Genomic DNA, 22884 nt, shown 5'->3' on the forward strand with positions numbered 1-22884 from the left:
CTACTATGAATGACCCAATCCATATTGTTTGTCCTCATTGCCACACCACTAACCGATTACCCTCCATGCGTTTGATTGAACATCCAAAGTGTGGGAAATGCCAAAAATGGCTATTTGATGGGAAACCGGTGGCATTAGATCATGCTCTTTTTGAGCATCATCTCCAGAATAATGATATACCCCTGTTAGTTGATTTTTGGGCTGAATGGTGTGGTCCTTGTAAAGTAATGGCGCCTTATTTCGAATCCGCAGCCCGTCTCCTTGAGCCTAAAATTCGATTAGTCAAAATCAATACGGAAATCCAGCAAGTTTTAGCCAGCCGTTATAGAATTCAAAGCATCCCTACTCTGATGCTTACCGTACATGGAAAAGAAATTGCCCGAAGCTCTGGAGTGATGGGAACACAAGATATCGTTCGATGGGTAAATCAACACCTCGATTAAGCATGGAATATCTAGTGGTATTTCAGTTTATCTGATGTGCTCAAAATGAATAATCTCTAGTCATGGGATGCAGACAGTTATTTTTCAAGGGTTTTAATGGTCTGCTCACAGGTTTATCCACAGAATTTGTGGATAAATAAAAACATCAGTAATAGATTAAATCTTATGATAAGCCGTATAGCTATTGAGGATAGGTAATTTTAAAATGTTTTATTGGAGAAGGATTGGCAAATTCGGAAAAAAAGATATCCACAAGTTGCTGCAGAGGTATTTACATCGCTTGGCATTAAATCCTACCAGAGAAATTTAAAAAAAACAGTCTTGACGATTAACTATTTTTAAATATGCAAAGAGGTGATTTATAGTTGTTCATATTGTTTGTGCAATATAATCATAAGTGGATTCCAATAATCCTATGGCATACACTTTAATTAAATGACGGACTAATTTATGAATTCCCATAAACATCAGAAAAAACGATCATCTACTATAACGCATAAATTTGCAGTGATAGTGATTATTGTATTAATTTCTATAGCGCTGCTCATTTTTAATTAAATATCAAATTTAAAGATCATGGTCTAAGCACACCAAAAATATTAAGATAATAATCCCGATTTTCATTTTAATGCCGATGTTACTATTTAATACAAAATGATATGCTGCTACATGACTTAGTGGTTTTGTATTACATGAACTAAATGAATTTCTTATGATTAAACAATGCATTCATGCTCTATTTTTAGTCTGTGTTTTAATAGGCACAAGCACAGCCTATGCTGCTAATCCGGCTACAAGAGAATATGTAGACGCTCAAGTTACTATATTGCGATCACAAATTATGGCTATTCCTGCTGGGAAACAAGGTCCCGTAGGTCCTCAAGGTGAACAGGGTTCTCAAGGTGAACAGGGCCCTCAAGGTGAACAAGGCCCTCAAGGTGAACAGGGCCCTCAAGGTGAACAGGGCCCTCAAGGTGAACAGGGCCCTCAAGGTGAACAGGGCCCTCAAGGTGAACCGGGCCCTCAAGGTGAACAGGGCCCTCAAGGTGAACAGGGCCCTCAAGGTGAACAGGGTCCTCAAGGTGAACAGGGCCCTCAAGGTGAACAGGGCCCTCAAGGTGAACAGGGCCCTCAAGGTGAACAGGGCCCTCAAGGTGAAGAGGGTCCTCAAGGTGAACAGGGTCCTCAAGGTGAACAGGGTCCTCAAGGTGAACAGGGTCCTCAAGGTGAACCGGGTCCTCAAGGTCCAGCTGGTGCTGATGGTGTCGGAGGCGTTACGACGGCAGGCGATAATATTTCTGTAACTGGAGCAGGTACGGTAAATGATCCTTACGTTGTGACCAACATTGCTCGTCGCGTTGGTGAACAACAAGATGGCGGAATAATTTTCTTTGTTGATGGCACCGGCCAGTCTGGGTTAGTTGCAGCAACAACAGATGAGCCAGGTACCTATACTTGGTATGGCGCTATTAGCCAATGTCAAAATAAAGATAGTGGAGGAGGTTGGTTTTTACCCAAAAAGTCCCAGTTGACTTTGCTGTGGACTAATCGCTATGCATTAGATCCTAATTCTAATAATGGCGGTTTTGACGTTAGCATCTATTGGAGTTCTACTGAGTTTGATGAGGATTACGCGTGGGGTCAGGACTTTAATAGTGGTATTCAGGGTTATTTGTCGAACGATTTCGAAAAGTTCGCCAACAATCTGGTTAGATGTATTCGGGTTTTTTAATGTGTTTTATCTTTGTTGAGCGCTCAGAAAGCGATTGCAAGTGGCTATTTAATTTTAAAATATTTTGGCGATACTCGTGGTTTGCCCTAGCGTTCGTTGTTGATCCAAGCATTTACTATATTTTTTTTACGGTATGAAATATGAAGGATGAAAAAAATGATAAGGATATTACTTTGTTTAAGTCTTTTTTTAGGCAGCAATGTACTCATTGCGGATCCGGTGTTGCAATTTGATTCTAATTTGACCCCATGTTTTAACATGAATGAAGTAGAACAGATTGGAAAGCAAATCAGTGAACTCTTACAACATGAATTTTGCGAAGAAAAAGTTGATCCCAAAAAAATCGCTTCTATTAGTCAAAATATCTTGCCAAAAATTATGGATGAATCCTTTCTAGGAGTAGCTCCGCCAGAACATTGGCAGCAGTTAACGGATGATATTATAAAAAACTGCCTCGAAAATCATGACCTATGTAAAAAGGAAGCACGAAAAGAGTTTGAAACGTGCATCAAACCTCGAATTCCTTTGCTCTTGGTACAATTTGGCCCCTGGCTTGCGGAACATTGTTCACAATTCAATAAGTCATTCATCCAACAATGGTCCAATAAAAAAGCAATTCTTAAAAAGATAATTGAGGAGAATAAAACACAGAATAACCCAGCGTTACCTTGATACTTAATGAGCTATCCAAAGTATATTGAAGAAGGTTCTTGATTCTTGTAGGGAGCTTTCAGACAAAAGGAATGAGGATAAGTGCTGTCAGGGCTGTCTTATTATAAATTATTGAGCATTCAATGCCTTTTTTGATTATAATATATATGTAGATAACCTTAATTATTATCAAATCGATTTAGACAAGGTAAATCAAGAGATTGATGGCAAGGATATGATCTTGATTGGAACCGTTGGCGTTGATACCCAAGATTCCATTTACAGATTAAAAACTTTACCTTATTTACCTAATGAAGAAATGCAAGCCAAGCTTGCCAATTATACGGTTACTACAAATAATAAAGGTGAGATTTGGCTAATTCTGGGAACAGACTCGGGCTATGAAAGCACCACAACCATTTTTTACACTAACCTATCCGTAACATTCAAAAAATTGATTTAACAAGCAAACGTTACAGCCTACATACATCAAATAGGTTGTCATCGATGCAAAAAAACAAATTCAACATCAGTGATTGCAATCTAGCATCTTAACTTTTTGTTAATGATCCCTTGTTACAATACAAAGATTGGCTTTTTAGGTTGTTTTTTGATTATGTTGAATATAAAAAGAGTAGATGATGCCCATCTTATATGGCGTAAATTTAATCTAAAATATAAAGACTTATCTCCTGGCATTAACTCTGAACGGCAAGCACACTATACTAGGAAAGACGTATCCGTCGATTTTTTACATGATGTTGCAGCAAGAGAAACTGAGTACACCGAAGCTGCACAACGATTACAGGCTTTTTGGAAAAGGTTGAGAAGCAAAGACACATTAATTCAAGTGAACCCTAAAGGTAATCACAGTGGGGATGTTCACCATTTATTAAATTATCATCCCAAGAAAAATAAGGGGGTTAAAAAATCAATCAACAAGCGTAAGCTGGACGCGCTTTTGGCAGCCATCGACACAGGAAACTGGGAATATGCTATATTCAAGGACGCAACATTGCCTCAGCTTGCTTTGTCATTGTTTGGTTCTGGAAAAATCAGTCAACAGCAGATTTATACTATTTTAGAACGTCATCAAACGCTGAAAGATTATCCTTTACTATCAGATTTTGACATTTTAAATTCAGACGGTTCGTTTAGTGATGCCGCGAAAAAATTACTTTTACCTCGACTTAGGCAACGCTCTTATTTAAATGGTTTGTCATCTGAGCAACTTGAAGAATTTCGTTTAATGATTGCTGCATTGCCTAAGTCTGAACAACACTTTTACGTCACTGAAAAAGGGAAACTTAAAGAGTATAGAGACTATCGCCAGTTAGGTAATACTCTGATCCAGCTGGATGGGATTTTAAATGCTGGAGGGCTGCTTTTCCATTTATCTGCAGGTGCCCGTGATGCTTTGGGGTTGGCAACGTTTGGTTTAAAAGAGTACGTAAGACCCATGCCACGGTTAGGTCAGCAAATGCTCGCTGATATTGAACATGGTGTGGCTCACCGAGCAAGATACGCTGCTTTGAATTATCCAGGCACAACCCCTTATGAAAATATTCATGATTATCAAGGGGTAAATGATTTGGAAGCGACCAGTCATGATGTTTATCATGGGAATGTTATGTCAACCATCCCTGAAAATTTCCTGAAGGTATTAAAACGGTTTGTGGACATATCCCGAACTCACACGAGCTGTCAATGGTCGAAAGAAATCTGGGATTGGGTGGATAATGATTATGTTTATTTTTTCCATCGTTATGGTCGTACACCAAACACCGATGATATTGGTCAATCAACGGCGCTTTTATGCGCTATGCTTGCTTACGGAAACGGGACAACAACAAAAGTTGTAAGTGCAGGCGGCTCATTGCTCAGACTTAACAAACCGACACCACTTGGTATTTTAATCTTTCTTGATATGATTAAAAATCGTTCTGAATGGCTTGAATTAAATATTGCTCCAGATCGATTAACCGGTCATTTTGGGTTTTATTATTCACTTATTGACGAGCTGTACGATGAGTATCTGAAAGATGAAGAGGATGTTCGGATACAAGTTTTGAAAATTCAAGCTTATCTGGAACTTCAGGAGCAAGGACAGGTGCAGTCCTTTAAAGCCGTGAATGAAATGATTGACGCTGAAAAACAAAACCTTTTAAGTAGGCTTGAGTTTAAGAAAAGACCCAAAATGGATACCGATAAATTCAGCAATACCATTGAATTTAGGCTGGATGATGAACTTATTACAATGCATAGCTTACGCGAGATGGTTAAAAACCATTATCACAATAGTCACAAGGAGGTTTCATCTTCTGCCGCAGAATATTATGCAAAAGCGGTTCTTGAGTTGGCTTATGAAAGGGCACAAGCTTCTGTCTATGCTCATTTAAGACAGCAAGGTGAAACCGATAGTCATGCGCAATTTTTAGTAAAACCAACGTTATCTAACTGGATCATGGATAATCCGTGGAAGGTGGTATTATGGTCGCTAACGTTAATTGCAATTCCTTTTATATTGCTGTATGGCGCTATGCAGGTTCATTATGCTCGACAAAACGATATTAATTTGCGTGCAAATATTACGCCTGTGGTCAGTTTTGCTCAAAGTGAATCAGTTGGAGACCGAGAGCTAAGGAGAGAGGTCCCTGGCGCATGGTTGGGTGCCTGGCGGGAGAGTGCACCAGCAAAGGGTACTTTGATGCACAGCTCAATATTTTATCAACGCTCGGTTGGACATGTGGAAACACCGGTAGAGACACCAGTGGTAAGCTTTGGAAAAACGCTGTAGCTCATGAGTTGAAATGTTTATCATTGTATAGGCGCTTCTTCTGGGGTGTGGTGCTTAATCGGTGCAATAGTTACCCAATTAAATCAAGAAAAACAACAAGTCATTATCGCCGGTTACCCACCTTTTCTGAAAGATCTTACAACGTATATTCAGAGCCAAGGCTATGATTTTCATTGATTTTTCAGTGGTTGGTGTTGTGGGAGGGCAAGCGATTTCTGAGGCGATGCGTGATCAGTTAATTCATCATGGTTTTACGCAGATTTATTCTTCTTATGGTGCTTCCGATCTGGATATTAACCTTGGTGTTGAAACCGAGTATGAAATTGCAGTACGTAAGGCTATTGAACAAAACCCTGGTTTGGCAAGAGAACTTTATGGGGAGAATAAAGGCTTACCGATGGTGTTTCATTATGACCCTATGAATTATCACATCGAATGTGATGATGAAGATAACTTGCTGTTCACGTGCACGCGCGATGATCGGTTGTCACCAAGGATTCGATATAATTTAGGAGATAAGGGCCGCGTGTATGCGTCCAGTGATGTGCAAGGACTGTTGGCTAAATACGGTATTTTTCATAAGCCTAAAACCAATTTACCGCTTATGTTTGTGTGGGGAAGAGATTCTACCGTTGTTTTTAATAGTGCAAATCTTGCGTTTACCGAACTGGAGCGTGCTGTTACGGATGATGTTACGCTGGAACAAATGGTGCTGAAAAAGGCGTTTTATACGTATCACGATCGTGATGGCGCAGAAAAATTAGAAATTTGGCTGGAGCTTAATGATGAGCTTGATTTACCTGAATCGCAGCAGATGAATGTGCTGGCTGAAGGTTTATTGCAACGATTGGCTCGGATGAATCAAGACGTTCGTTATCAATTACAGCAATTGGATCATGGAGCGGAATTACCAGTCATTCGTTTCTTTAAACGAGGACAAAGCCCCATCAGTGAAGCTGGAGGGCATCGAAAACAAGTATTGGTCTTCCAAAGAGGGGCAAATTTACCAGCGAATTATCAATTTCCGGATGAACCAAATTGCGTTGGTGTAACGCTGCATATGACGGATAGTATTCTTAGGGAAGAGGTTGCAGTTACTTTACATTAACGATCATGGGCTCTGGAATTGTGGTGAAAAGAAAGAGCTGCCTGATTCCAGAGTACTTATCAATAAGCTTTTCCTAGGGTAATTAAACTATAAATACTAATAATGAAGGGAATTGTAATCATGATGATGAATATGGATGTGATTTTTTGAGTAAAATAAATACTTAGGATTAGCCATAAGATCCACGTCGTAAACAGGATCTTATATTTTGCTGCATTTATTAACTGTTATTTTTCATATTCGAGCAGATCGCCGGGTTGACACTGTAAATAGGTGCATATCGCATCCAAGGTCGCAAAACGCACCGCTTTTGCTTTACCATTTTTTAAAATGGATAGATTAGCCTCGGTAATGCCGATTGCTTCGGCCAAATCTTTTAGCCGGCATTTGCGTTTTGCCATCATGACATCCAAGTTAACAATAATGGGCATCACTCATCTCCTTAGATTGTTAATTGGGAATCGGATTGCAGTTGTTGTGCTTCTTTGATAATCCATGAAGCGACTAAAATAATAAAGGCGGTAATAAGCGTCGATAGATTCGTTGATCCTAATGAAATACTTACCAGACGTTCACCGACTGGATTATTAAAAGTCAAACTTAGCGTTATCAACGGTTGATAGATTAATTGAATTAATTCACCTATGATCATGTAAATACTAATGTTTTTAATCAGACGAATATTTTTTTCTTCAAATAAATACCCTTGCTCATACAGATGAAACAAGTTTGCTAATTGATGACAAATTAAAACCGTGATGGATACTGGCATGGCTTCAATAGCCAAAATAAGCAAACGATGCATCAAAGAAAAATGTTCTAGGTTTTGAATAGGGTCAGGTAAAGCAAGATGCATCCATATCCCCAAATTCACCATGCCTTGCAGGTTAAATAAAATAAAATAGGTCATCAAGAGCGGAATGCCCCAGCAAAGGGTGCGAAAAAAGAGGAAAAGCAGATGACTGGTGGATTTTATTTTTTGCATGATCATTTCCTAATAGCGATTAAAAAATCGTATTATAATAAAAAATTATCGTTTTTCAATAAAAAATTATAATTTTAAAGTTTAAGGTTGCATAAAACCCAAGCTAGGTAGGAAGGAAATAAGATGAGTATTGCCTACGATGCTAAAAAGCTCCCCCAAATTTATTAAAAAGAATACCGGCTCTTTAGGGCATTCCATAATGATGGCAAAATGTTGCGTTTTTGCATCTTTAATGAACAGGAAATAAAAGGTAATCCACTTACAAACACGATAATTTTAAATGGAACTCTTTTTCCTGTTCCAGGGGAGAATATCCCTTACGATAAGCAAACGTTTCACAAATATGAGCAACAATAATTAAAGGGGCTTGTTCAGTTTTCTTTACCAGGCGCCACGTATAACTTGGATCAGCAATCAATTGCTGACTATAGGCTTCCGGCGGACTCCAAGTTCTGACATACCAAACGCCTATTGTATTAAGGATGATTTCATTGCCTTTTTGAGTGCTCTTTTGAAGCTCACAGTCAAACTTTTGATCAAAATAAATCAGTTTACTTATTTGATGATCAGCAAACCCTGCAATTCCTTACCTCAGGAATTATCTACAGAAGATCCTTAGATCCTTCGCTGAGGATGACACCATTTTGCCCTGTCTTAATCCCAATATAAAGCGCAAAATCCTCTGCACCACGGTATACTTCAAAATCAGCGTTAAAATTTCGCTGATATGTATTTTGTGATTCAAAATAATGCCAAACGTTTTTCCAGGTTTCAACCACAGCTTGAGGAAGCATGCTGTTATTTTCAAAGACAAGGTAATGACCTGACGGAATATGAATGGTATTCCATTCAATACGTTCTTCTTCTTCTTTCTCTACGGTGACTCCGGCGGTCACGGTATAATATCCAGTTGCATCGGATTCGTAGTCAGAATACACCCCAAAAATCGGTGAATGAGGCACGCGGTTAATCACCTGATCAGCAATACCTTTTGAGGAAAAATTTTCCCAAAGCGTTGGTAATTTGGCTGTTTTTTGATTAAATTCGTCACGGTTTATGGTTCTTACGCTTAAACCCATGACGGTAAAGCGGTTAATATAGGTTACTGTTGGTGTTTTGGGCATGGGACACATTCCTTTCGCTTTAATTCGTTATATGGCACCTAAGTCATCAAGTATACGTGTTATGAATGCTGTGCTTCATAGATGCCATAGTCAGTCAATCTTGCATCATGATTGGTGTAGAGAGTACACTCGAAGTCGATGCCCATCTGGGTCAAGCGCCACAAAGGTGTAGCCAAAATCCATTTTAGTTGGTAATTGGGCTATGGTTAATTTCTTATGCTTCCAGCGGGCATAAAGTTCGTCAACTACGCGGGCATTATCAACGGAAAAGGCCAACTCTCCACCACCACCGGTCACATCAGCCATCGGCTCAACGGTGTGTTTAGCCCATAGCCCTAATTTCATAGGATTGTCCAAGACAAATAAAGCAAATGTTGGCGATGACTCGCTTGGTTGCTGGCCTAATAAGTCGGCATAGAATGCCGCGCTGATGGCAGGGGAATCCACGTACAGAATAATGGTATTAGGGTAAATCATTGTATTTCTCCAATCATTTTAAGAGCAAGGGTAAACGCATGCTACCCGTTGTTTCGCAAAAATCAGATCATTTGAATGATAGGCTATTCCTTTCTACGCTGCTTGCCGCCTGTCGTTTCAATGGTTTGGTTTCTGCGAATAAAAGAAAGCTTAAAAGATGAGACTGACAGTTTCTGTCAGTGGTCATTAGGCTGCTATAGTTGCTCCGGGATGGAATGAATGGCACGCCATTTTTTGAGTAATTCTTGACGATGATGTGGATAACGGGTTTCTATTAATGTGAGTTGAGTGATTCTATCGGTGCGAAAATGGCGAAAATCTTGTCGCAATTCACACCAGGCGATAAGAATACGCACTTGATCAAAAAAACCCAGAGCCAAAGGCCAAATGAGTCGCCGTGAAGAGTTATGATTCAGATCCGTATACGTCATATCAAGTTTATGTTCTTTGCGAATGGCTTGTCGAATCAGAGCAAGCTCATCATCACCAGCGGCAATGACTTGTCCAGGACCAATTAAAAGGCCGGAAGCTTCAAGTTGATTGCGCAGATGCAGTGGAAGAACAGCTGCAATTTTGGCTAACGCATTTGACGCTGCAATTTTTAATTGACGGTCTGCTTTCTTAGCTACCCAGCGTGAACCAAGTACAAGCGCTTCAATTTCCTCGTCCAGAAACATGAGAGGCGGCAGCATAAAACCGGGGCGCAGAATATAGCCAATGCCTGGCTCACCTTCTATTTGTGCTCCTTGAGCTTGTAAGCTGGCTATATCACGATAGAGCGTGCGCAGACTAATCCCTAATTCATGAGCTAATGTTGCGCCATTCACAGGATAACGGTGTCTGCGTAATAATTGAATTAAATCAAAAAGACGTTCAGCGCGAGACAAATTAACAATTCCTATCTACTAGATTATGCAGGTTTAAACCATGGATTGTTCAGTTTTCTGCAGCAAACGGGTTCTTTTTGCACTTTCTACACCAGGCTGATCAAAGGCATTTATATCCCAAATAATGCTTTGAGTAAAAATTTTATGCTCGTAAAGCGCGATGAGTGCTCCTATCGTGAACGGTGAACAATCTTCAAGACAAAGATGATTTAGGGGTAAATTGCCAGAAATAAAAGCATTGGGATCCTTATCATGCACGCCGTAGGCAAGTACTTCGATTTTAGCGGCAGCCATGTCATTGATGATTTGGCCTTCAAAGCTTTTTAAAGTGATTATATCAGCAGCCACTTTATGGGTTCCCTGACATAACAATTGATAATAACTGTGTTGAGCCTGATTACCGGGTCCGCCCCAAACCAATGGCCCCGTTGCGCAACGAACTGGGTTGCCTTGATTATCAATGGATTTACCATTGCTTTCCATATCCAATTGCTGGATGTAGGGCATAAGCTGCTCAAGTTGTTGGGCATAAGTAAGAATCAGCAGATTATGAAAGGATAGAAAATTGTTATTCCAAACTCCTAATAGCCCTAAGAGTATAGGCAGATTATCACTAAATTGACTGTGCTGAAAATGCTGATCCATGCTGTGTGCGCCAGCAAGAATTTGGTTAAATGACTCATAGCCTAAGGCAATGGCGCCAATCAGGTTAATTGCCGAACAAAAAGAATAACGACCACCAACCCAATTCCAAATGGGCAATACGGTGGGGATACCGAACTGATATGCTTTTTCGACCTGAGCTGTTACGGCGATAAAATGCCGATCATAATGTTTTGGGTGTCCTATCCAGGCCATTGCTTTGCGGGCATTGTATAATGTTTCTTGTGTTGTAAATGATTTTGATGAGACAATAAATAGAGTTGTCTCTGGGTTAAGCATTGCTACAGCATTATTAAAGCTGTTTGGATCCGCGTCTGAGATAAAATGGTAACCAAAATCAGGCGAACGATAGTCCGCGAATGCCTTAATGCAAAATCTTGGTCCCAGGTCAGAGCCCCCCATACCGATATTAACAATATCCCGAATAGGTTGTCCGGAAAAACCAAGCCATTGCTTGTTTCGAATCTGTTCAACCAGAGCCTTCATTTTATGGCGTGCTACGATAACGTCTTCCATGATATTATGGCCATCCACCCAAATCTCGGTATGTTCTGGTGCGCGTAATGCGGTATGGAGTGCTGGCCGGTTCTCGCTTAAGTTTACTTTATCGCCTGTTAGCAATCCCTGGATTTTTTCTTGCAAAGAACAACGTTTGGCCAGAGAAAACAGTAATTCAAGGGTATGATCGGTCACATGCTGATGGGAATAATCAAGGCGGATATTACAGGCGGTGTATTGACGTGTTGGGCAGGGTGCTCTTTGATGGCTGCGATTTAGCGTTTGAGCATGTAAGGTTTGGGCATGGTCTTCCAATGATTTCCATAGGTTTTGTTTTGTTAATTGCTGCATGATAATTCACCATTTTTAGTGTTAAAATACCATTAACTGGTAAAATGATAAAGTTTAATTAAAGAACAATGAGTTCATCAGACAGGTTTTTTATTAACGCAACCCCCTGAAAAGAAGATAATTGGATGTTTTATTTAATTTTTCCCGTTTTTTGCTGTCCTTCATGTTGACCGGATTAGTAAGACAGTATGCCTTGTCCAGGAATATTCTGGATATTCCAAACCAACGCAGTTCTCATACACTTCCTGTCCCTCGAGGTGGAGGAATGGCTTTTATCATTGGATTTTTAATTGTTGTCTGTATTCTGGCTTATATCGAATTGATTTCCTATCGGGAGACGATTGCTTTTTTAGGGTCAGGCCTGTGGATTGCCTTATTAGGTTTTCTCGATGATCATGGTCATATTCCTGCACGCTGGCGATTGGTTGGCCATTTTGTAGCCGCTTGTTTTATATTGTATTGGCTAGGCGGGATGCCTGCTATTGTATTGGGAACATGGAAATTGTCTTCGGGCTTTTGCCTAAGTTTTGTAGCCGTTATTTATCTTGTATGGCTTGTTAATCTTTATAATTTCATGGATGGCATCAATGGATTAGCCAGTATGGAGGCGGTGTTTGTATGTCTTGGTGGTGCGTTATTGTATTTGTTAGCCGGCTATCCTGGTCAAGCTATATTGCCCATGGTTCTTGCTGCTGCGGTGGCTGGATTTTTGCCCTGGAATTTTCCATCGGCTCGAATTTTTATGGGCGATGCCGGCAGCGGATTTTTAGGATTGATGCTTGGGATTTTATCGATAGAAGCGGCAACGGTTGATGCCTTGTTTTTTGGTGTTGGCTCATCTTGTGTGGGGTTTTTATTGTTGATGCCACGTTGACTTTGTTGCGTCGTATGATTCAAGGTGATAAGCTTTATCAAGCACATCGCAGTCATGCCTATCAGCAAGCCGCTCGTCGTTATCATACTCATACAGCAGTAACGCTTGGGGTATTGATGCTTAACGCATTATGGCTTCTGCCAATGGCTATCGTTGTTGCAAAAGGATACATTAGTGGCTTTCTTGGATTATCCATTGCCTATTTTCCGCTAATTATACTAGCTGCCCGCCTGGGAGCAGGTAAAAGGGATTTATCCGACTATTATCCAAAAAATGATCAAATTTCATAATTCTTAATATTGTGTTAAGAATCATTCGGTAGAATAACAATCGTACAGTTAAATTAATTGTTATTTTATTCAAACTGATATCACCTGGCGTACCATGGAAGCGTTCTATGGAAGATAAAGGTGATGACTGTTAGGGAGATTTAGTTATGTTGATTTTAACTCGCCGTATTGGTGAAACATTAATTATTGGAGATGATGTAAATATTACCGTCTTGGGAGTGAAAGGAAATCAGGTACGCCTGGGTATTAATGCACCTAAAGATGTTTCTGTACATCGTGAAGAGATTTATCTGCGAATCCAGCAGGAAAAACAAGGCAGTGATGCTGAAGAGGTTGTTTAATACTGAATTCTATCCACAGTCTTCCCGTCCCGGGCAATATAGATGTTCGGGACGTTACTCCCCCGCGTGCAATGATGTATCTCCCGATGATAAATAGTGCATTTCTCCTGTTTCATCTTCTAAAATAAGCTGACCAACGTCGTTGACTCCGATTGCTTTGCCGTATAAAAAACCTAACGGATAATTGACACGGATCATTTGATTTTTCAAGCAGTCTGCCTGTTGCCATTGCTCTTGAAAAAAGAAAAACCATGAGTAAGGAAGCGTTGAAGAAATGCATGAAGTTGAATGATAAGTTGAGCGATTAGCCTGTTGCGGTCCCAGGGTTTTCCGGTGATGTCGTACAAAGAGCACCAGGGTTTTTCTAAAGGAGGCTGATGCTCGGTGATTGAATTAACGTTTAATCCAATGCCAATAACCACGTCCGTTTTGCCATTGCTTTCTGCACTAATTTCAATAAGGCTGCCACACAGTTTTTTTCCTTGCCATAACAGGTCGTTTGGCCATTTAACGCCGATCTTATCATCAATACCCAGTTCGTTTAAAGAGGCCAATATAGCCAGGCTAACAACCAGACTCATACCGGACAATTGCGATAGATCGCAATCAAATTGCCAGCGAGAAGAAAAATAAATATTTTCGCCAAAAGGCGAATGCCAATGCCTACCAAAACGTCCGCGTCCTTGTGTTTGTTGTTCTGCGCAGCAAATACCCAGAGTGGAGTGTTCCGGCAATTCTTTTAAAAATCGATTTGTCGAGTCGATGGAAGCAAACAGATGGAAATTCAAGGGCAGATGGAAATCATGGTTGCTTAAGGCTTGACGAATACAGGCTTCATCCAGAAGTATTATTGGGGTTATTAGACGGTACCCTTGTTGGGGGACGGTAGCAATAGGTACACCCAAGTCGGTCATTTGTCGTATCTGTTTCCATACGGCCGTGCGTGATATTCCCAAAGTGAGGCCCAAATGATTGCCGCTATGGCACAAGCCATCCGCAAGTTCCTTAAGAAGGTTGATTTGAGTGGGGCTAAATTTTTTCATGGTTGTAAGGCACTGACTTCATTGAGAGTCAGATAGCGAATTTCCTGAATGCAGGGATTATAACAAAGCGCAGCACAGCTGGCGATTTTGGGTATAAAAGAGAGAACTCGCCAGTGTTGCCGATGGAGAGGGTCATAAATAGCTTGTGCCTCAGTCGGTAGAATGGGAAGGGAAATTTGTTTCGTTGGATAGCTTAATCCTAATCCACAAGCTTTAATCAAGGCTTCTTTTTGTGCCCAAATATGGAAGAATCCAAGCGGTTTAAGCATAGGAGGCAGGGCATGCAAGGCTTGATTCTCCTGAACTGAAAAAAGATGATCGGCGATGCCTTCGTAAGGACGTGCGGAAAAAAATTCAAGATCAATTCCCAGGGAATGGTTTTTACCCACCGCAAGTAATGCAGTTTCTTGGGAGTGACTCATATTAAATTGCAAGTGATGGTTAGGTAAGGCGGGCTTACCATGAGAACTGTAGGTAAATTCAAGCTGTTCAGGAGCAAGATTAAGATATCGGGCAAGAATCAAACGAAGCATTGTTCGAGCTATTGTAAACCGCCGGCGATGGCGGGCAAAATAATAACGTTCAGCCCGTTTTTGCTCGTCCGAACTAAGTAGGGATTTGCTGTTATTAAATTCCATATGCAAGGAAAATTGCCAGATATCAACGCGCTCCTCATGTAAGCTGCAATCTTGCAGAGGAAGGGCTTTAAATGAAGGCATATGGCATCCGATTGCAGATGAGGTTATACTTCGCATATTTATTCCAAAGGCAATGCAATAAAATACGCCTATAATCTAATTACATTAAATTTTGATGGATGTGGCGATAATAACGCATAACAAAAAATTCACCAATGAGTAACGAATGAGTCGACAATTTTTGGACTTTGAGCAACCGATTGAAGAGTTGAATCAGAAAATTGAAGCGCTGCGCATGGTAGGAAGCGATAGCGAAGTTAATCTGGGCGAAGAAATTTCTCGTCTTGAAGCGAAATGCCAAGAATTAACTGCCCATGTTTTTGCTCATCTTGAGCCTTGGCAAGTGGCGCAAATGGCAAGACATCCCTTGCGTCCACAAACGACGGATTATATTGAATATTTGTTTACTGACTTCCAAGAGTTACATGGTGATCGCCATTATTCGTCAGCACCGGCTATCATTGGTGGTTTGGCGCGTTTTCATGGTGAGCCGGTGGTGGTGCTGGGGCATCAAAAAGGAAAACGCACCAAAGAAAAAGTGTATCGTAATTTTGGTATGGCACGTCCGGAAGAGTATCGTAAAGCATTGCGCCTGATGAAAATGGCCGAAAAATTTGAGTTACCGCTTTTTACCTTTATTGATACGGCCGGAGCCTATCCGGGCATTGGGGCTGAAGAGCGCAATCAGTCCGAAGCAATCGCCCGGAATCTTTTTGAAATGTCCAAGCTTAAGACTCAGATTATTTGTGTGGTGACTGGAGAAGCTGGGTCAGGTGGTGCTTTGGCCATTGGCGTTGGCGATCGCGTCATCATGTTACAATATGCCATTTATTCAGTTATTTCACCGGAAGGATGCGCGTCTATCCTGTGGAAAGATCCGTCCAAAGCCAGCGAGGCAGCAAAAGCCATGGGCATTACCGCCACTAAGATTTTTGAGAATAAATTAATTGATCGTGTTGTCGAGGAGCCGCTGGGCGGTGCGCATCGGGATGTTGCAGGCATGATGACGAGTTTAAATTCCATTTTAGTGGACGAATTAAGCTCACTCAAAGCACTGTCCGTGGATGAATTATTGACGCAACGTTATAAGAAACTCATGGCAATGGGGGCTTGTGACTGAATCTTTATTAAGTCGTTATTGGCTTGAGCGTTTATCGGCCTGCCGCCAATTGTTTGTAGGCTTCAGTGGCGGACTTGATTCGACGGTGTTATTGCATCATCTTACCCTGCAGGCTGGTTTGCGGGAAAAATTACATGCCATCCATATTCATCATGGCCTTAGTATTCATGCCGATGCTTGGCAGGCTCATTGCCAGCGTTGGTGTGATGCTCGTTCAATTCCTCTTACTACCCGTCAAGTCAAACTTGGCAATTTCTCAAATATTGAGGAAAAGGCAAGAATTGCCCGTTATCAGCAGTTTTCCTCCTTGCTGTCTGAAAACGATTGCCTTTTATTGGGACATCATGCGGATGATCAGGCAGAAACCATGTTGTTGCAGTTATTGCGAGGAGCGGGCATCGATGGATTAGCGGCCATGGCTGAGGAAGATAGGTTGGCCAAAGGATGGTTGGCAAGACCATTTTTGGCTTTTACGCGCCAAACTTTGGAAGACTATGCCCGTGCTTATGAGCTTGACTGGATTGAAGATGAAAGCAATCAGAACCCACATTTTGCGCGTAATTACCTGCGTCATACCGTGATGCCTTTATTGCGTGCCAAATGGCCAAGTGTTGCGACCACGTTAATGCGCAGTGCCAGTCATTGCCAACAAGCCAAAATGAATTTGGAAACATTGGCGGTCATGGATTGCCAATGTTTAACAGAGCAAAATGATACCTTACCACTTTCTTTTCTTGCGTCATTAGACCGTGCCCGAGTAGGGAATGTGTTGCGCGTTTGGTTGAAGAAAAATCAAGTGCGCCTGCCACCTACAACGATTTTAAGACGGTTGATCGATGAGTTGATTTTCGCCAGTCAAGATGCAAATCCCCATGTGCAATGGGACGATGTGGAGGTGAGGCGTTATCAACGAGCGCTTTATTTACTCAAACATCAAAAAGCAACCCAATCTCGTGGAAAACAACGTTGGGCCTTCTTTCCTCAACCATTATCTTTGGATGGCATGGGATATTTGTATGCTGAGCCGGTTGCTAAAGGATTGAAAGTACCGGCTGGAAGCGCTATCGAAGTTGGTTTTCGTCAGGGGGGTGAAACATTGTTTTGGCATGGACAAACAAAACAACTCAAAAAACTGATGCAACAATGGCGAATACCTCCCTGGCAACGTGATTCTATTCCATTGATTTATATCAATGGCTGTTTAGCAGCGGTAGCAGACTATGCAATTAGTGATTATTTTTTAGGATCCGACACAGCTTATCAAATTCAATTAAGAACGGATTCTATTGAATCTTGTATTTTTTAATTACCTTTTGCAATGATAATGATTGGGACTTTTGTATGAACAGGATATGATAATTGTTTTCAAAATTATCTTTTTGTCCAATTCATAAGAGTTGCTTATGATACAACCTCTAATTAATATCACCCGTCGCCATGCGTTTGTATTTGCAGGTTTTTTGGTGCTGTATGAGTTTTTAACCTACATCGCCAATGACATGATCATGCCTGGCATGATTTATGTGGTAGCAACGTTTCATGGACCAGAGTCCGCCGTTGCTACTTCATTAACGGCGTATATGATTGGTGGTGCCAGCTTGCAATTATTTCTTGGCCCAATTTCCGACCGGTATGGCCGGCGGCCAGTGATGATTTTTGGTGCCTCGCTTTTTTTCTTTGTACCACCTTTATTGCAAACTCCCAATCCATGGATCAATTTTTAGTTGCCCGCTTTTTCCAGGGGATGGGATTATGTTTTATCGGCGTCATTGGGTATGCGACGTTACAGGAAATGTTTGCCGAGATGGATGCCATAAAATTAATTGCAATTATGGCTAATGTTTCCATATTAGCGCCCTTATTGGGTCCTTTGTTGGGGGCGCTTTTTATTCATTATTTCAGTTGGCGCTTGATTTTTGTTCTCATTAGTATCTTTTCTTTATTCGCTTTATGGGGGCTTTGGCGATTCATGCCTGAACCTGTTGGACAAATCAAACGAGATGGTGAAGAAATCAAGCGTATTTCATTATCTCCACGGGTTATTGCTGGCAATTACAAAAATTTGATTTTAAATAGAACGACCTTATTGGGTTCAATTGCATTAGGTTTATTGGGATTACCGTGCATTATCTGGATTGCTCTAGCACCGGTTATTTTGATTGCAGATGCGAAACTGTCTGTCATCCAATATGGTTTGTGGCAGTTGCCTGTCTTTGGAGCTGCAATATTGGGTAATTGGGTTTTACAACGATTAACGCGCTATTATTCTTCTCAAAAAATCTTATGGATGGGCTCCATTCTAGTTATTTTTAGTTTGTTGGCTGTCGTTATTCTTCCTTTGTTAATCGGTCATTCTTTCCTCTGGTTGATGCCAGGAATGATTATGTATTTTTTTGGATTAGGGATAACGAATGCCCCTTTGGATCGTCTGATTTTGTTTTCTACGCCGATTGCAAAAGGTACGTCTTCGGCCGTGATGACGATGATTTCCATGTGCATTCAGGCGGTAGGTATTGAAATTGGCAATAGTTTATACGCAACGCACAATAATATTCTTTTTGGTTTTTATTGTGCGTTGACCGGGGTGGTTTATCTGCTTTTTCTTGGCGGAGCCTTCTTTGGGGCCGGTATAAAAAAGACTTAATCATTTTTTCTTATGTTTGCAACAACAGTTGGAAAAGAAATTATATAACCAAGCCACAATAACGCCGCCAATGAAAGCATCTATAAATCCTATAATTCCACCGATAATGCTTCCTAAGATGGTGGCATCATAACCGACGTATAACGTTCCCACAGAAGTAACAAAAATTTCACCATAAGCAAAAAAATAAGCACTTAACCCCATAATAAACAATGATATGCCCCAGACTATCCCTAAGGAAAGTCCTAATGCTAACGGACTCCATCTGCAGTTTGTCATTACAATCTCCTTATCTGCCACTACACTATTTATTATAGACTTTCATGAGTGATTCTATTTTTTAATGATACGGTGCATTTGCTATTGAGAATCATCTGCAAACAACATAAGGACTGGCAAATTTCTCAATAATCCGTATGATCGTACCCTTGTTTTCCGTTCGATGATTGGGGCATGAAATGTATATTGCTGGTGTGGATGAAGTTGGACGGGGGCCGCTGGCAGGACCTGTTATTGCGGCTGCTGTTATTTTAGATGTTCCCATTTTCGGAGTTACAGATTCCAAACTATTGACGGCTTCTAGAAGAAAGAAATTAGCCATTGAAATTAAGGAAAAAGCAACCTGTTATGCCTATGGACGAGCTGAAGTTAATGAAATCAATCAATTAAACATTCATCATGCTACCTTATTGGCCATGGAAAGAGCGATTGACGCATTGACCATCCGTCCTGAAAAGATATTAGTAGACGGTTTGCATGTACCTCGGATTTCTATTCCTTGTTACGCCATTGTGAAAGGTGATTTGCTTGTTGCGGAGATCAGTGCCGCGTCCATCATCGCTAAAGTATATCGTGATGAAGAAATGGAACAAATGGATAGTCAATATCCGGGATATGGTTTTGCTGCTCATAAAGGTTACTCTACTGCGGCCCACCAACAGGCCTTGGAGCGATTAGGGCCTTGCGCTATTCATAGGAAAAATTTTAGCCGAGTTGCAGTTTTATCGGATAGTTAGGGGCAGGAAGGAGGTTTGGGTCATCAATAATAAGATTGCCTGGACTCTTATCATCCAATCATTGTTCTTCTGAAGTCATTTGTGATCATCCCTTGAGGTTATCAAATAAGATTCGATGTGAACTGATGGACATCAAGATGCCAAAAGCAGCAAGAAAAGTAACCATGGCGGTACCGCCATAGCTGATTAAAGGCAAAGGGATTCCTACGACGGGTAAAATGCCCATCACCATACCCATATTCACAAACGCTGAAATAAAAAAAGTCATGGCAAGGCTTGCGGCCAACAAGCGTGTGTAGCTGGTCTGGGCATGTCTTGCAATATGCAAACCTCGTAGTGATATGAGCGCAACCAGGATTATTAAAATAATACTGCCAATAAAACCAAATTCTTCTCCACTGACTGCAAAAATAAAATCCGTTGCATGCTCTGGTAAAAAATTGAGATGGGACTGACTGCCGGCTAACCAGCCCTTGCCGAAAGCTCCACCTGAACCAATGGCAATTTTCGATTGAATAATATGATAACCTGCATCCAATGGATCATTTTCTGGATTTAAAAATGTAATGATTCGCTGTTTCTGATAGTCGTGCAAAACATGCCACAGTAAAGGGGCTGTTAATCCAGAAGCCAACGCCAGAAATAAAATGACACGCATTTGCATGCCGGCAATAAACATTACGGAAAGACCGGCGGCTATGACCATCAGACCTGTACCCAAATCCGGTTGTTTGGCAATTAAGACGGCGGGTAAAAAAATGATGATGGCGGAAACAAATAATGATTTTAAATCAATCGGGATGGATTTGCGGTCAAAATACCAGGCTGCCATCATGGGCACAGCAAGTTTCATGATTTCAGAAGGTTGGAAGCGGAATAGCCCCAAATCAAGCCAGCGCTGGGCGCCTTTGCCAATTTTTCCTATCACCATGACGGCAATGAGCAAGGTTAGACCAACGCTATAAATCCAGGGAGTCCATAATTTATATTTATGAGGAGGAATAAAGGCAAATACCATCATCACCATAAATGCTAGGCTTAAACGCAAGAGCTGTCGCAAGACCATCCCTGTGTTTTGGTTGGAAGCGCTGTATAAAATCAGAAGTCCTAAGGCAATCAGCACAAGCAATAAGCCGATTAGAGGATAATCAATATGTAATGATTTTGGTGTAAACCGGTAAACGGGGCGCGCTTGATTTATATTCATGTTTCAGGATTCTTTTGGTTTAAATCAAAGTAAGCATCCATGATTTTGCGAGCAACGATGGACGCGATAAAATCATTTTCTACCAGCACAGAGACAGCGATTTCGGGATTTTCCACGGGAGCAAAAGCAATGAATAGTGAATGATCACGCAGTGCTTCAGGAATCTCTTGATAGCTTTTTTTCTCATATTGATTGCCACTGAATACTTGAGCTGTTCCGGTTTTTCCTGCCACCGTATAAGCTGAATTACGGCCAAAACGATGCCCAGTTCCTTCCGGGCTGTTAATAACATTCTGCATGGCTTCTGTAATAATAGTCCAGTGAACATTATCTTTTAATTGGATTGGATATTCTTCCAAGGGTTTATATGGATGAACTTTACCATCGTCTTCAACCGAACGGCCAAACAGATGGGGACGAAATCGCCGGCCATGCATGCTTAATGCGGCAGTTGCATTAGCTAATTGCAAGGGGGAAGCTAACATAAAGCCTTGTCCTATGGAAGTGATTAATGTATCGCCAGGATACCAGGATGCGCCGCGGCTTCTTCGTTTCCAGCTTGGGCCAGGAACAATGCCCGGTGCTTCTTCAAACAAATCCACATGAGATAATTGTCCGAAGCCAAATTGCATTAAAAAGTCTTCAATGGCCGAAATGCCAAGCTTATTGCCCAGCTGATAAAAATAGGTATCGCAAGAGACAGTAATGGCTCGTTTAAGATTAATGATGCCATGCCCGTGGCGCTTCCAGTCACGGTATTTATGACTGACTCCGGGAAGGCCATACCAGCCCGGATCGTAGATTTTGGTACTGGGGGTAATGGTGCCTTTTTCAAGTCCGGCCAAAGCAACGAATGGCTTAACGGTTGATGCGGGCGGATAAAGGCCACGGACAGCGCGGTTATACAAGGGCTTATCTTGAGTATTAGCCAATTGCTGATAATCTTTATTACTGATGCCATTCACAAATAAATTGGGATCAAAACTAGGGGTACTTACCATGGCTAAAATGTCACCATCTTTGACACTCATAACCACGGCTGCACCGCGTTTGCCTTCCAGCGCGTTATAAACAGCCTCTTGCAGACGGGCATCAATGGTAAGATAAATTTTTGCACCGGATACTGGGGCTTGTTTACTTAAAACGCGCAATGTTCTGCCACTGACGTCCGTTTCTACCTGTTGATAACCTACCCGACCATGTAGGGTGTTTTCATAATAACGTTCAATGCCTGATTTGCCGATAAAATTAGTGGCACGATAGTTGGTATTATCGACTTGCTGCAATTCCTGGACATTAATCCGCCCAACATAGCCAAGCAAGTGCGCGACCGGTGCTCCCAGAGGATAATAACGCATCAGCCTTGCTTTAATGCTGATTCCTGGAAACAAATACTGATTACTGGCAAAAATCGCGACTTCTTCTTCCGTTAATTTGAGTTTTAAAGGAATTGGAACGTAGGAACGGTTTTGGCTGCGAGCATGATTAAAATTGTCAATGTCTTCATCGGTAATAGAGGGAATTAATTGTTTTAATTTCGCCAGGGTTGCTGTTAAATTAGTTACCCGCTCTGGGATAATTTCAAGCACATACACAGGAATATTATCGGCAAGAATGACTCCATTTTTATCAAGAATAATCCCTCTCGGTGGAGCGATAGGAATGATGCTCATTTGATTTTTCAAGGATAACGTAGCGTAGCGTTTAAATTGAGAAAATTGCAAATAAGCTAAGCGTAAAATCAAAATAAAAGATAATATGACCAACAGTGCTACCAGCAAGCTTAAGCGGAAGTGGTGTACCTGCAATTCCTGACGATCATTTTTAACAGAGTCATTTAAACGCATCTTGATACAGCATAGTATGGCAGTGGTGTGTAAAGGTATGTAAAGAAAGTTTAAAGGTCAAGAAATTTAGCATTATCTTAATGTTTTA

Annotated in this window: 24 protein-coding genes and 1 pseudogene; 13 read left to right on the forward strand and 12 right to left on the reverse strand. The window is 41.1% G+C overall.

The window, feature by feature from the left end; genetic code table 11:
* Window positions 1–5: 5 nt before the first annotated feature.
* The 6 genes from trxC to LOA_RS04860 all read left to right on the forward strand — a co-directional run bounded on the left by trxC (window position 6) and on the right by LOA_RS04860 (window position 6731).
* Window positions 6–443: a thioredoxin TrxC gene (trxC, locus tag LOA_RS04835; protein ID WP_025385378.1), complete on the forward strand. Its 438-nt coding sequence runs from the start codon at window positions 6–8 to the stop codon at window positions 441–443.
* 712 nt (window positions 444–1155) lie between these two features.
* Entirely contained in the window at window positions 1156–2175 is a 1020-nt protein-coding gene (locus LOA_RS14845; protein WP_025385379.1) for a collagen-like domain-containing protein, read from the forward strand.
* A 156-nt stretch (window positions 2176–2331) separates the two neighbouring features.
* Window positions 2332–2847 (forward strand): hypothetical protein, encoded by a 516-nt coding sequence (locus LOA_RS04845; protein ID WP_025385380.1) that lies wholly within the window; start codon window positions 2332–2334, stop codon window positions 2845–2847.
* A gap of 220 nt (window positions 2848–3067) precedes the next feature.
* On the forward strand, window positions 3068–3289 hold the full coding sequence (locus LOA_RS04850) for a hypothetical protein (protein ID WP_237758047.1): 222 nt from the start codon (window positions 3068–3070) through the stop codon (window positions 3287–3289).
* A 153-nt stretch (window positions 3290–3442) separates the two neighbouring features.
* Window positions 3443–5623: a hypothetical protein gene (locus LOA_RS04855; RefSeq protein ID WP_147370106.1), complete on the forward strand. Its 2181-nt coding sequence runs from the start codon at window positions 3443–3445 to the stop codon at window positions 5621–5623.
* A 163-nt stretch (window positions 5624–5786) separates the two neighbouring features.
* Window positions 5787–6731, forward strand: coding sequence for a phenylacetate--CoA ligase family protein (locus LOA_RS04860; RefSeq protein WP_025385383.1), 945 nt, complete (start codon window positions 5787–5789; stop codon window positions 6729–6731).
* 227 nt (window positions 6732–6958) lie between these two features.
* Here LOA_RS04860 and LOA_RS04865 read toward each other — a convergent pair whose 3' ends face one another.
* From LOA_RS04865 to pgi, 6 genes are all read right to left on the reverse strand, one after another.
* A complete protein-coding gene (locus LOA_RS04865; protein WP_035893599.1) occupies window positions 6959–7162 on the reverse strand; it encodes a helix-turn-helix domain-containing protein in 204 nt (67 codons plus the stop codon).
* Window positions 7163–7173: 11 nt separating this feature from the next.
* Window positions 7174–7716 carry a DUF2975 domain-containing protein gene (locus LOA_RS04870; protein WP_025385384.1) on the reverse strand — a complete coding sequence of 181 codons (543 nt, stop codon included), beginning with the start codon at window positions 7714–7716 and terminating at the stop codon, window positions 7174–7176.
* A 602-nt stretch (window positions 7717–8318) separates the two neighbouring features.
* Window positions 8319–8840: a GyrI-like domain-containing protein gene (locus LOA_RS04880; protein ID WP_025385385.1), complete on the reverse strand. Its 522-nt coding sequence runs from the start codon at window positions 8838–8840 to the stop codon at window positions 8319–8321.
* Between the two features lie 105 nt (window positions 8841–8945).
* Window positions 8946–9317, reverse strand: coding sequence for a VOC family protein (locus LOA_RS04885; RefSeq protein ID WP_025385386.1), 372 nt, complete (start codon window positions 9315–9317; stop codon window positions 8946–8948).
* Between the two features lie 194 nt (window positions 9318–9511).
* Entirely contained in the window at window positions 9512–10204 is a 693-nt protein-coding gene (locus LOA_RS04890; protein WP_025385387.1) for a helix-turn-helix transcriptional regulator, read from the reverse strand.
* 33 nt (window positions 10205–10237) lie between these two features.
* Window positions 10238–11716, reverse strand: a complete 1479-nt coding sequence (pgi, locus tag LOA_RS04895) for a glucose-6-phosphate isomerase (RefSeq protein ID WP_025385388.1) — start codon at window positions 11714–11716, stop codon at window positions 10238–10240.
* Window positions 11717–11837: 121 nt separating this feature from the next.
* On the opposite strand from pgi, the gene LOA_RS04900 reads away from it, so the two are divergent.
* The 3 genes from LOA_RS04900 to csrA all read left to right on the forward strand — a co-directional run bounded on the left by LOA_RS04900 (window position 11838) and on the right by csrA (window position 13221).
* Window positions 11838–12590, forward strand: a complete 753-nt coding sequence (locus LOA_RS04900) for an MraY family glycosyltransferase (protein ID WP_202961896.1) — start codon at window positions 11838–11840, stop codon at window positions 12588–12590.
* Complete coding sequence (locus LOA_RS14895) at window positions 12557–12880, forward strand: hypothetical protein (RefSeq protein WP_238551330.1); 324 nt, start codon at window positions 12557–12559, stop codon at window positions 12878–12880. Before LOA_RS04900 ends, LOA_RS14895 begins: the two co-directional genes overlap by 34 nt.
* Window positions 12881–13026: 146 nt before the next feature.
* The gene (csrA, locus tag LOA_RS04905; protein WP_025385389.1) at window positions 13027–13221 is read left to right on the forward strand and encodes a carbon storage regulator CsrA; all 195 of its coding nucleotides are present in this window, start codon (window positions 13027–13029) and stop codon (window positions 13219–13221) included.
* Window positions 13222–13275: 54 nt separating this feature from the next.
* Here the strand turns inward: csrA and LOA_RS15985 are convergent, their stop codons facing one another.
* The 3 genes from LOA_RS15985 to LOA_RS04915 are packed head-to-tail and all read right to left on the reverse strand — an operon-like array spanning window position 13276 to window position 14983.
* A complete protein-coding gene (locus tag LOA_RS15985) occupies window positions 13276–13419 on the reverse strand; it encodes a hypothetical protein (protein WP_338010469.1) in 144 nt (47 codons plus the stop codon).
* Window positions 13420–13427: 8 nt separating this feature from the next.
* Window positions 13428–14264 (reverse strand): biotin--[acetyl-CoA-carboxylase] ligase, encoded by an 837-nt coding sequence (locus tag LOA_RS04910; protein WP_338010470.1) that lies wholly within the window; start codon window positions 14262–14264, stop codon window positions 13428–13430.
* Window positions 14261–14983: a 4'-phosphopantetheinyl transferase family protein gene (locus tag LOA_RS04915; RefSeq protein ID WP_042238729.1), complete on the reverse strand. Its 723-nt coding sequence runs from the start codon at window positions 14981–14983 to the stop codon at window positions 14261–14263. Before LOA_RS04915 ends, LOA_RS04910 begins: the two co-directional genes overlap by 4 nt.
* A gap of 145 nt (window positions 14984–15128) precedes the next feature.
* Here LOA_RS04915 and LOA_RS04920 point away from each other — a divergent pair, with 145 nt between their 5' ends.
* The 3 genes and pseudogenes from LOA_RS04920 (at window position 15129) to LOA_RS04930 (ending at window position 18726) form a co-directional block, all read left to right on the forward strand.
* Window positions 15129–16082 (forward strand): acetyl-CoA carboxylase carboxyltransferase subunit alpha, encoded by a 954-nt coding sequence (locus tag LOA_RS04920; protein ID WP_025385391.1) that lies wholly within the window; start codon window positions 15129–15131, stop codon window positions 16080–16082.
* A complete protein-coding gene (tilS, locus tag LOA_RS04925) occupies window positions 16075–17388 on the forward strand; it encodes a tRNA lysidine(34) synthetase TilS (protein ID WP_025385392.1) in 1314 nt (437 codons plus the stop codon). The genes LOA_RS04920 and tilS overlap by 8 nt, the downstream gene beginning before the upstream one ends.
* A gap of 208 nt (window positions 17389–17596) precedes the next feature.
* Window positions 17597–18726: pseudogene (locus LOA_RS04930) on the forward strand (MFS transporter).
* Here the strand turns inward: LOA_RS04930 and LOA_RS04935 are convergent.
* A complete protein-coding gene (locus LOA_RS04935) occupies window positions 18727–19005 on the reverse strand; it encodes a bacteriophage holin (RefSeq protein ID WP_025385393.1) in 279 nt (92 codons plus the stop codon).
* 179 nt (window positions 19006–19184) lie between these two features.
* Between LOA_RS04935 and rnhB the strand changes: the two genes are divergently transcribed.
* On the forward strand, window positions 19185–19742 hold the full coding sequence (gene rnhB, locus LOA_RS04940; RefSeq protein ID WP_025385394.1) for a ribonuclease HII: 558 nt from the start codon (window positions 19185–19187) through the stop codon (window positions 19740–19742).
* Between the two features lie 85 nt (window positions 19743–19827).
* Here the strand turns inward: rnhB and rodA are convergent, their stop codons facing one another.
* Both rodA and mrdA read right to left on the reverse strand, forming a co-directional pair.
* The gene (rodA, locus tag LOA_RS04945) at window positions 19828–20949 is read right to left on the reverse strand and encodes a rod shape-determining protein RodA (RefSeq protein ID WP_025385395.1); all 1122 of its coding nucleotides are present in this window, start codon (window positions 20947–20949) and stop codon (window positions 19828–19830) included.
* Window positions 20946–22796: a penicillin-binding protein 2 gene (mrdA, locus tag LOA_RS04950; protein ID WP_025385396.1), complete on the reverse strand. Its 1851-nt coding sequence runs from the start codon at window positions 22794–22796 to the stop codon at window positions 20946–20948. Before mrdA ends, rodA begins: the two co-directional genes overlap by 4 nt.
* Between the last annotated feature and the right edge of the window lie 88 nt (window positions 22797–22884).

This window comes from Legionella oakridgensis ATCC 33761 = DSM 21215, from assembly GCF_000512355.1.
GTDB classification, from domain to species: Bacteria; Pseudomonadota; Gammaproteobacteria; order Legionellales; family Legionellaceae; genus Legionella_A; species Legionella_A oakridgensis.

Bases quoted from the DNA above. Each gene is read 5' to 3' on its own strand.
- LOA_RS04870 (WP_025385384.1), bottom strand. From the start codon at position 7,716: ATGCAAAAAATAAAATCCACCAGTCATCTGCTTTTCCTCTTTTTTCGC.
- rodA (WP_025385395.1), bottom strand. From the start codon at position 20,949: ATGAATATAAATCAAGCGCGCCCCGTTTACCGGTTTACACCAAAATCA.
- LOA_RS04855 (WP_147370106.1), top strand. From the start codon at position 3,443: ATGTTGAATATAAAAAGAGTAGATGATGCCCATCTTATATGGCGTAAA.
- LOA_RS04910 (WP_338010470.1), bottom strand. From the start codon at position 14,264: ATGAAAAAATTTAGCCCCACTCAAATCAACCTTCTTAAGGAACTTGCG.
- pgi (WP_025385388.1), bottom strand. From the start codon at position 11,716: ATGCAGCAATTAACAAAACAAAACCTATGGAAATCATTGGAAGACCAT.
- LOA_RS04865 (WP_035893599.1), bottom strand. From the start codon at position 7,162: ATGCCCATTATTGTTAACTTGGATGTCATGATGGCAAAACGCAAATGC.
- LOA_RS14845 (WP_025385379.1), top strand. From the start codon at position 1,156: ATGATTAAACAATGCATTCATGCTCTATTTTTAGTCTGTGTTTTAATA.
- trxC (WP_025385378.1), top strand. From the start codon at position 6: ATGAATGACCCAATCCATATTGTTTGTCCTCATTGCCACACCACTAAC.
- rnhB (WP_025385394.1), top strand. From the start codon at position 19,185: ATGTATATTGCTGGTGTGGATGAAGTTGGACGGGGGCCGCTGGCAGGA.
- LOA_RS04935 (WP_025385393.1), bottom strand. From the start codon at position 19,005: ATGACAAACTGCAGATGGAGTCCGTTAGCATTAGGACTTTCCTTAGGG.
- csrA (WP_025385389.1), top strand. From the start codon at position 13,027: ATGTTGATTTTAACTCGCCGTATTGGTGAAACATTAATTATTGGAGAT.
- LOA_RS04880 (WP_025385385.1), bottom strand. From the start codon at position 8,840: ATGCCCAAAACACCAACAGTAACCTATATTAACCGCTTTACCGTCATG.
- LOA_RS04845 (WP_025385380.1), top strand. From the start codon at position 2,332: ATGATAAGGATATTACTTTGTTTAAGTCTTTTTTTAGGCAGCAATGTA.
- LOA_RS04860 (WP_025385383.1), top strand. From the start codon at position 5,787: ATGATTTTCATTGATTTTTCAGTGGTTGGTGTTGTGGGAGGGCAAGCG.
- LOA_RS04885 (WP_025385386.1), bottom strand. From the start codon at position 9,317: ATGATTTACCCTAATACCATTATTCTGTACGTGGATTCCCCTGCCATC.
- mrdA (WP_025385396.1), bottom strand. From the start codon at position 22,796: ATGCGTTTAAATGACTCTGTTAAAAATGATCGTCAGGAATTGCAGGTA.
- LOA_RS15985 (WP_338010469.1), bottom strand. From the start codon at position 13,419: ATGATCCGTGTCAATTATCCGTTAGGTTTTTTATACGGCAAAGCAATC.
- LOA_RS04920 (WP_025385391.1), top strand. From the start codon at position 15,129: ATGAGTCGACAATTTTTGGACTTTGAGCAACCGATTGAAGAGTTGAAT.
- LOA_RS04915 (WP_042238729.1), bottom strand. From the start codon at position 14,983: ATGCCTTCATTTAAAGCCCTTCCTCTGCAAGATTGCAGCTTACATGAG.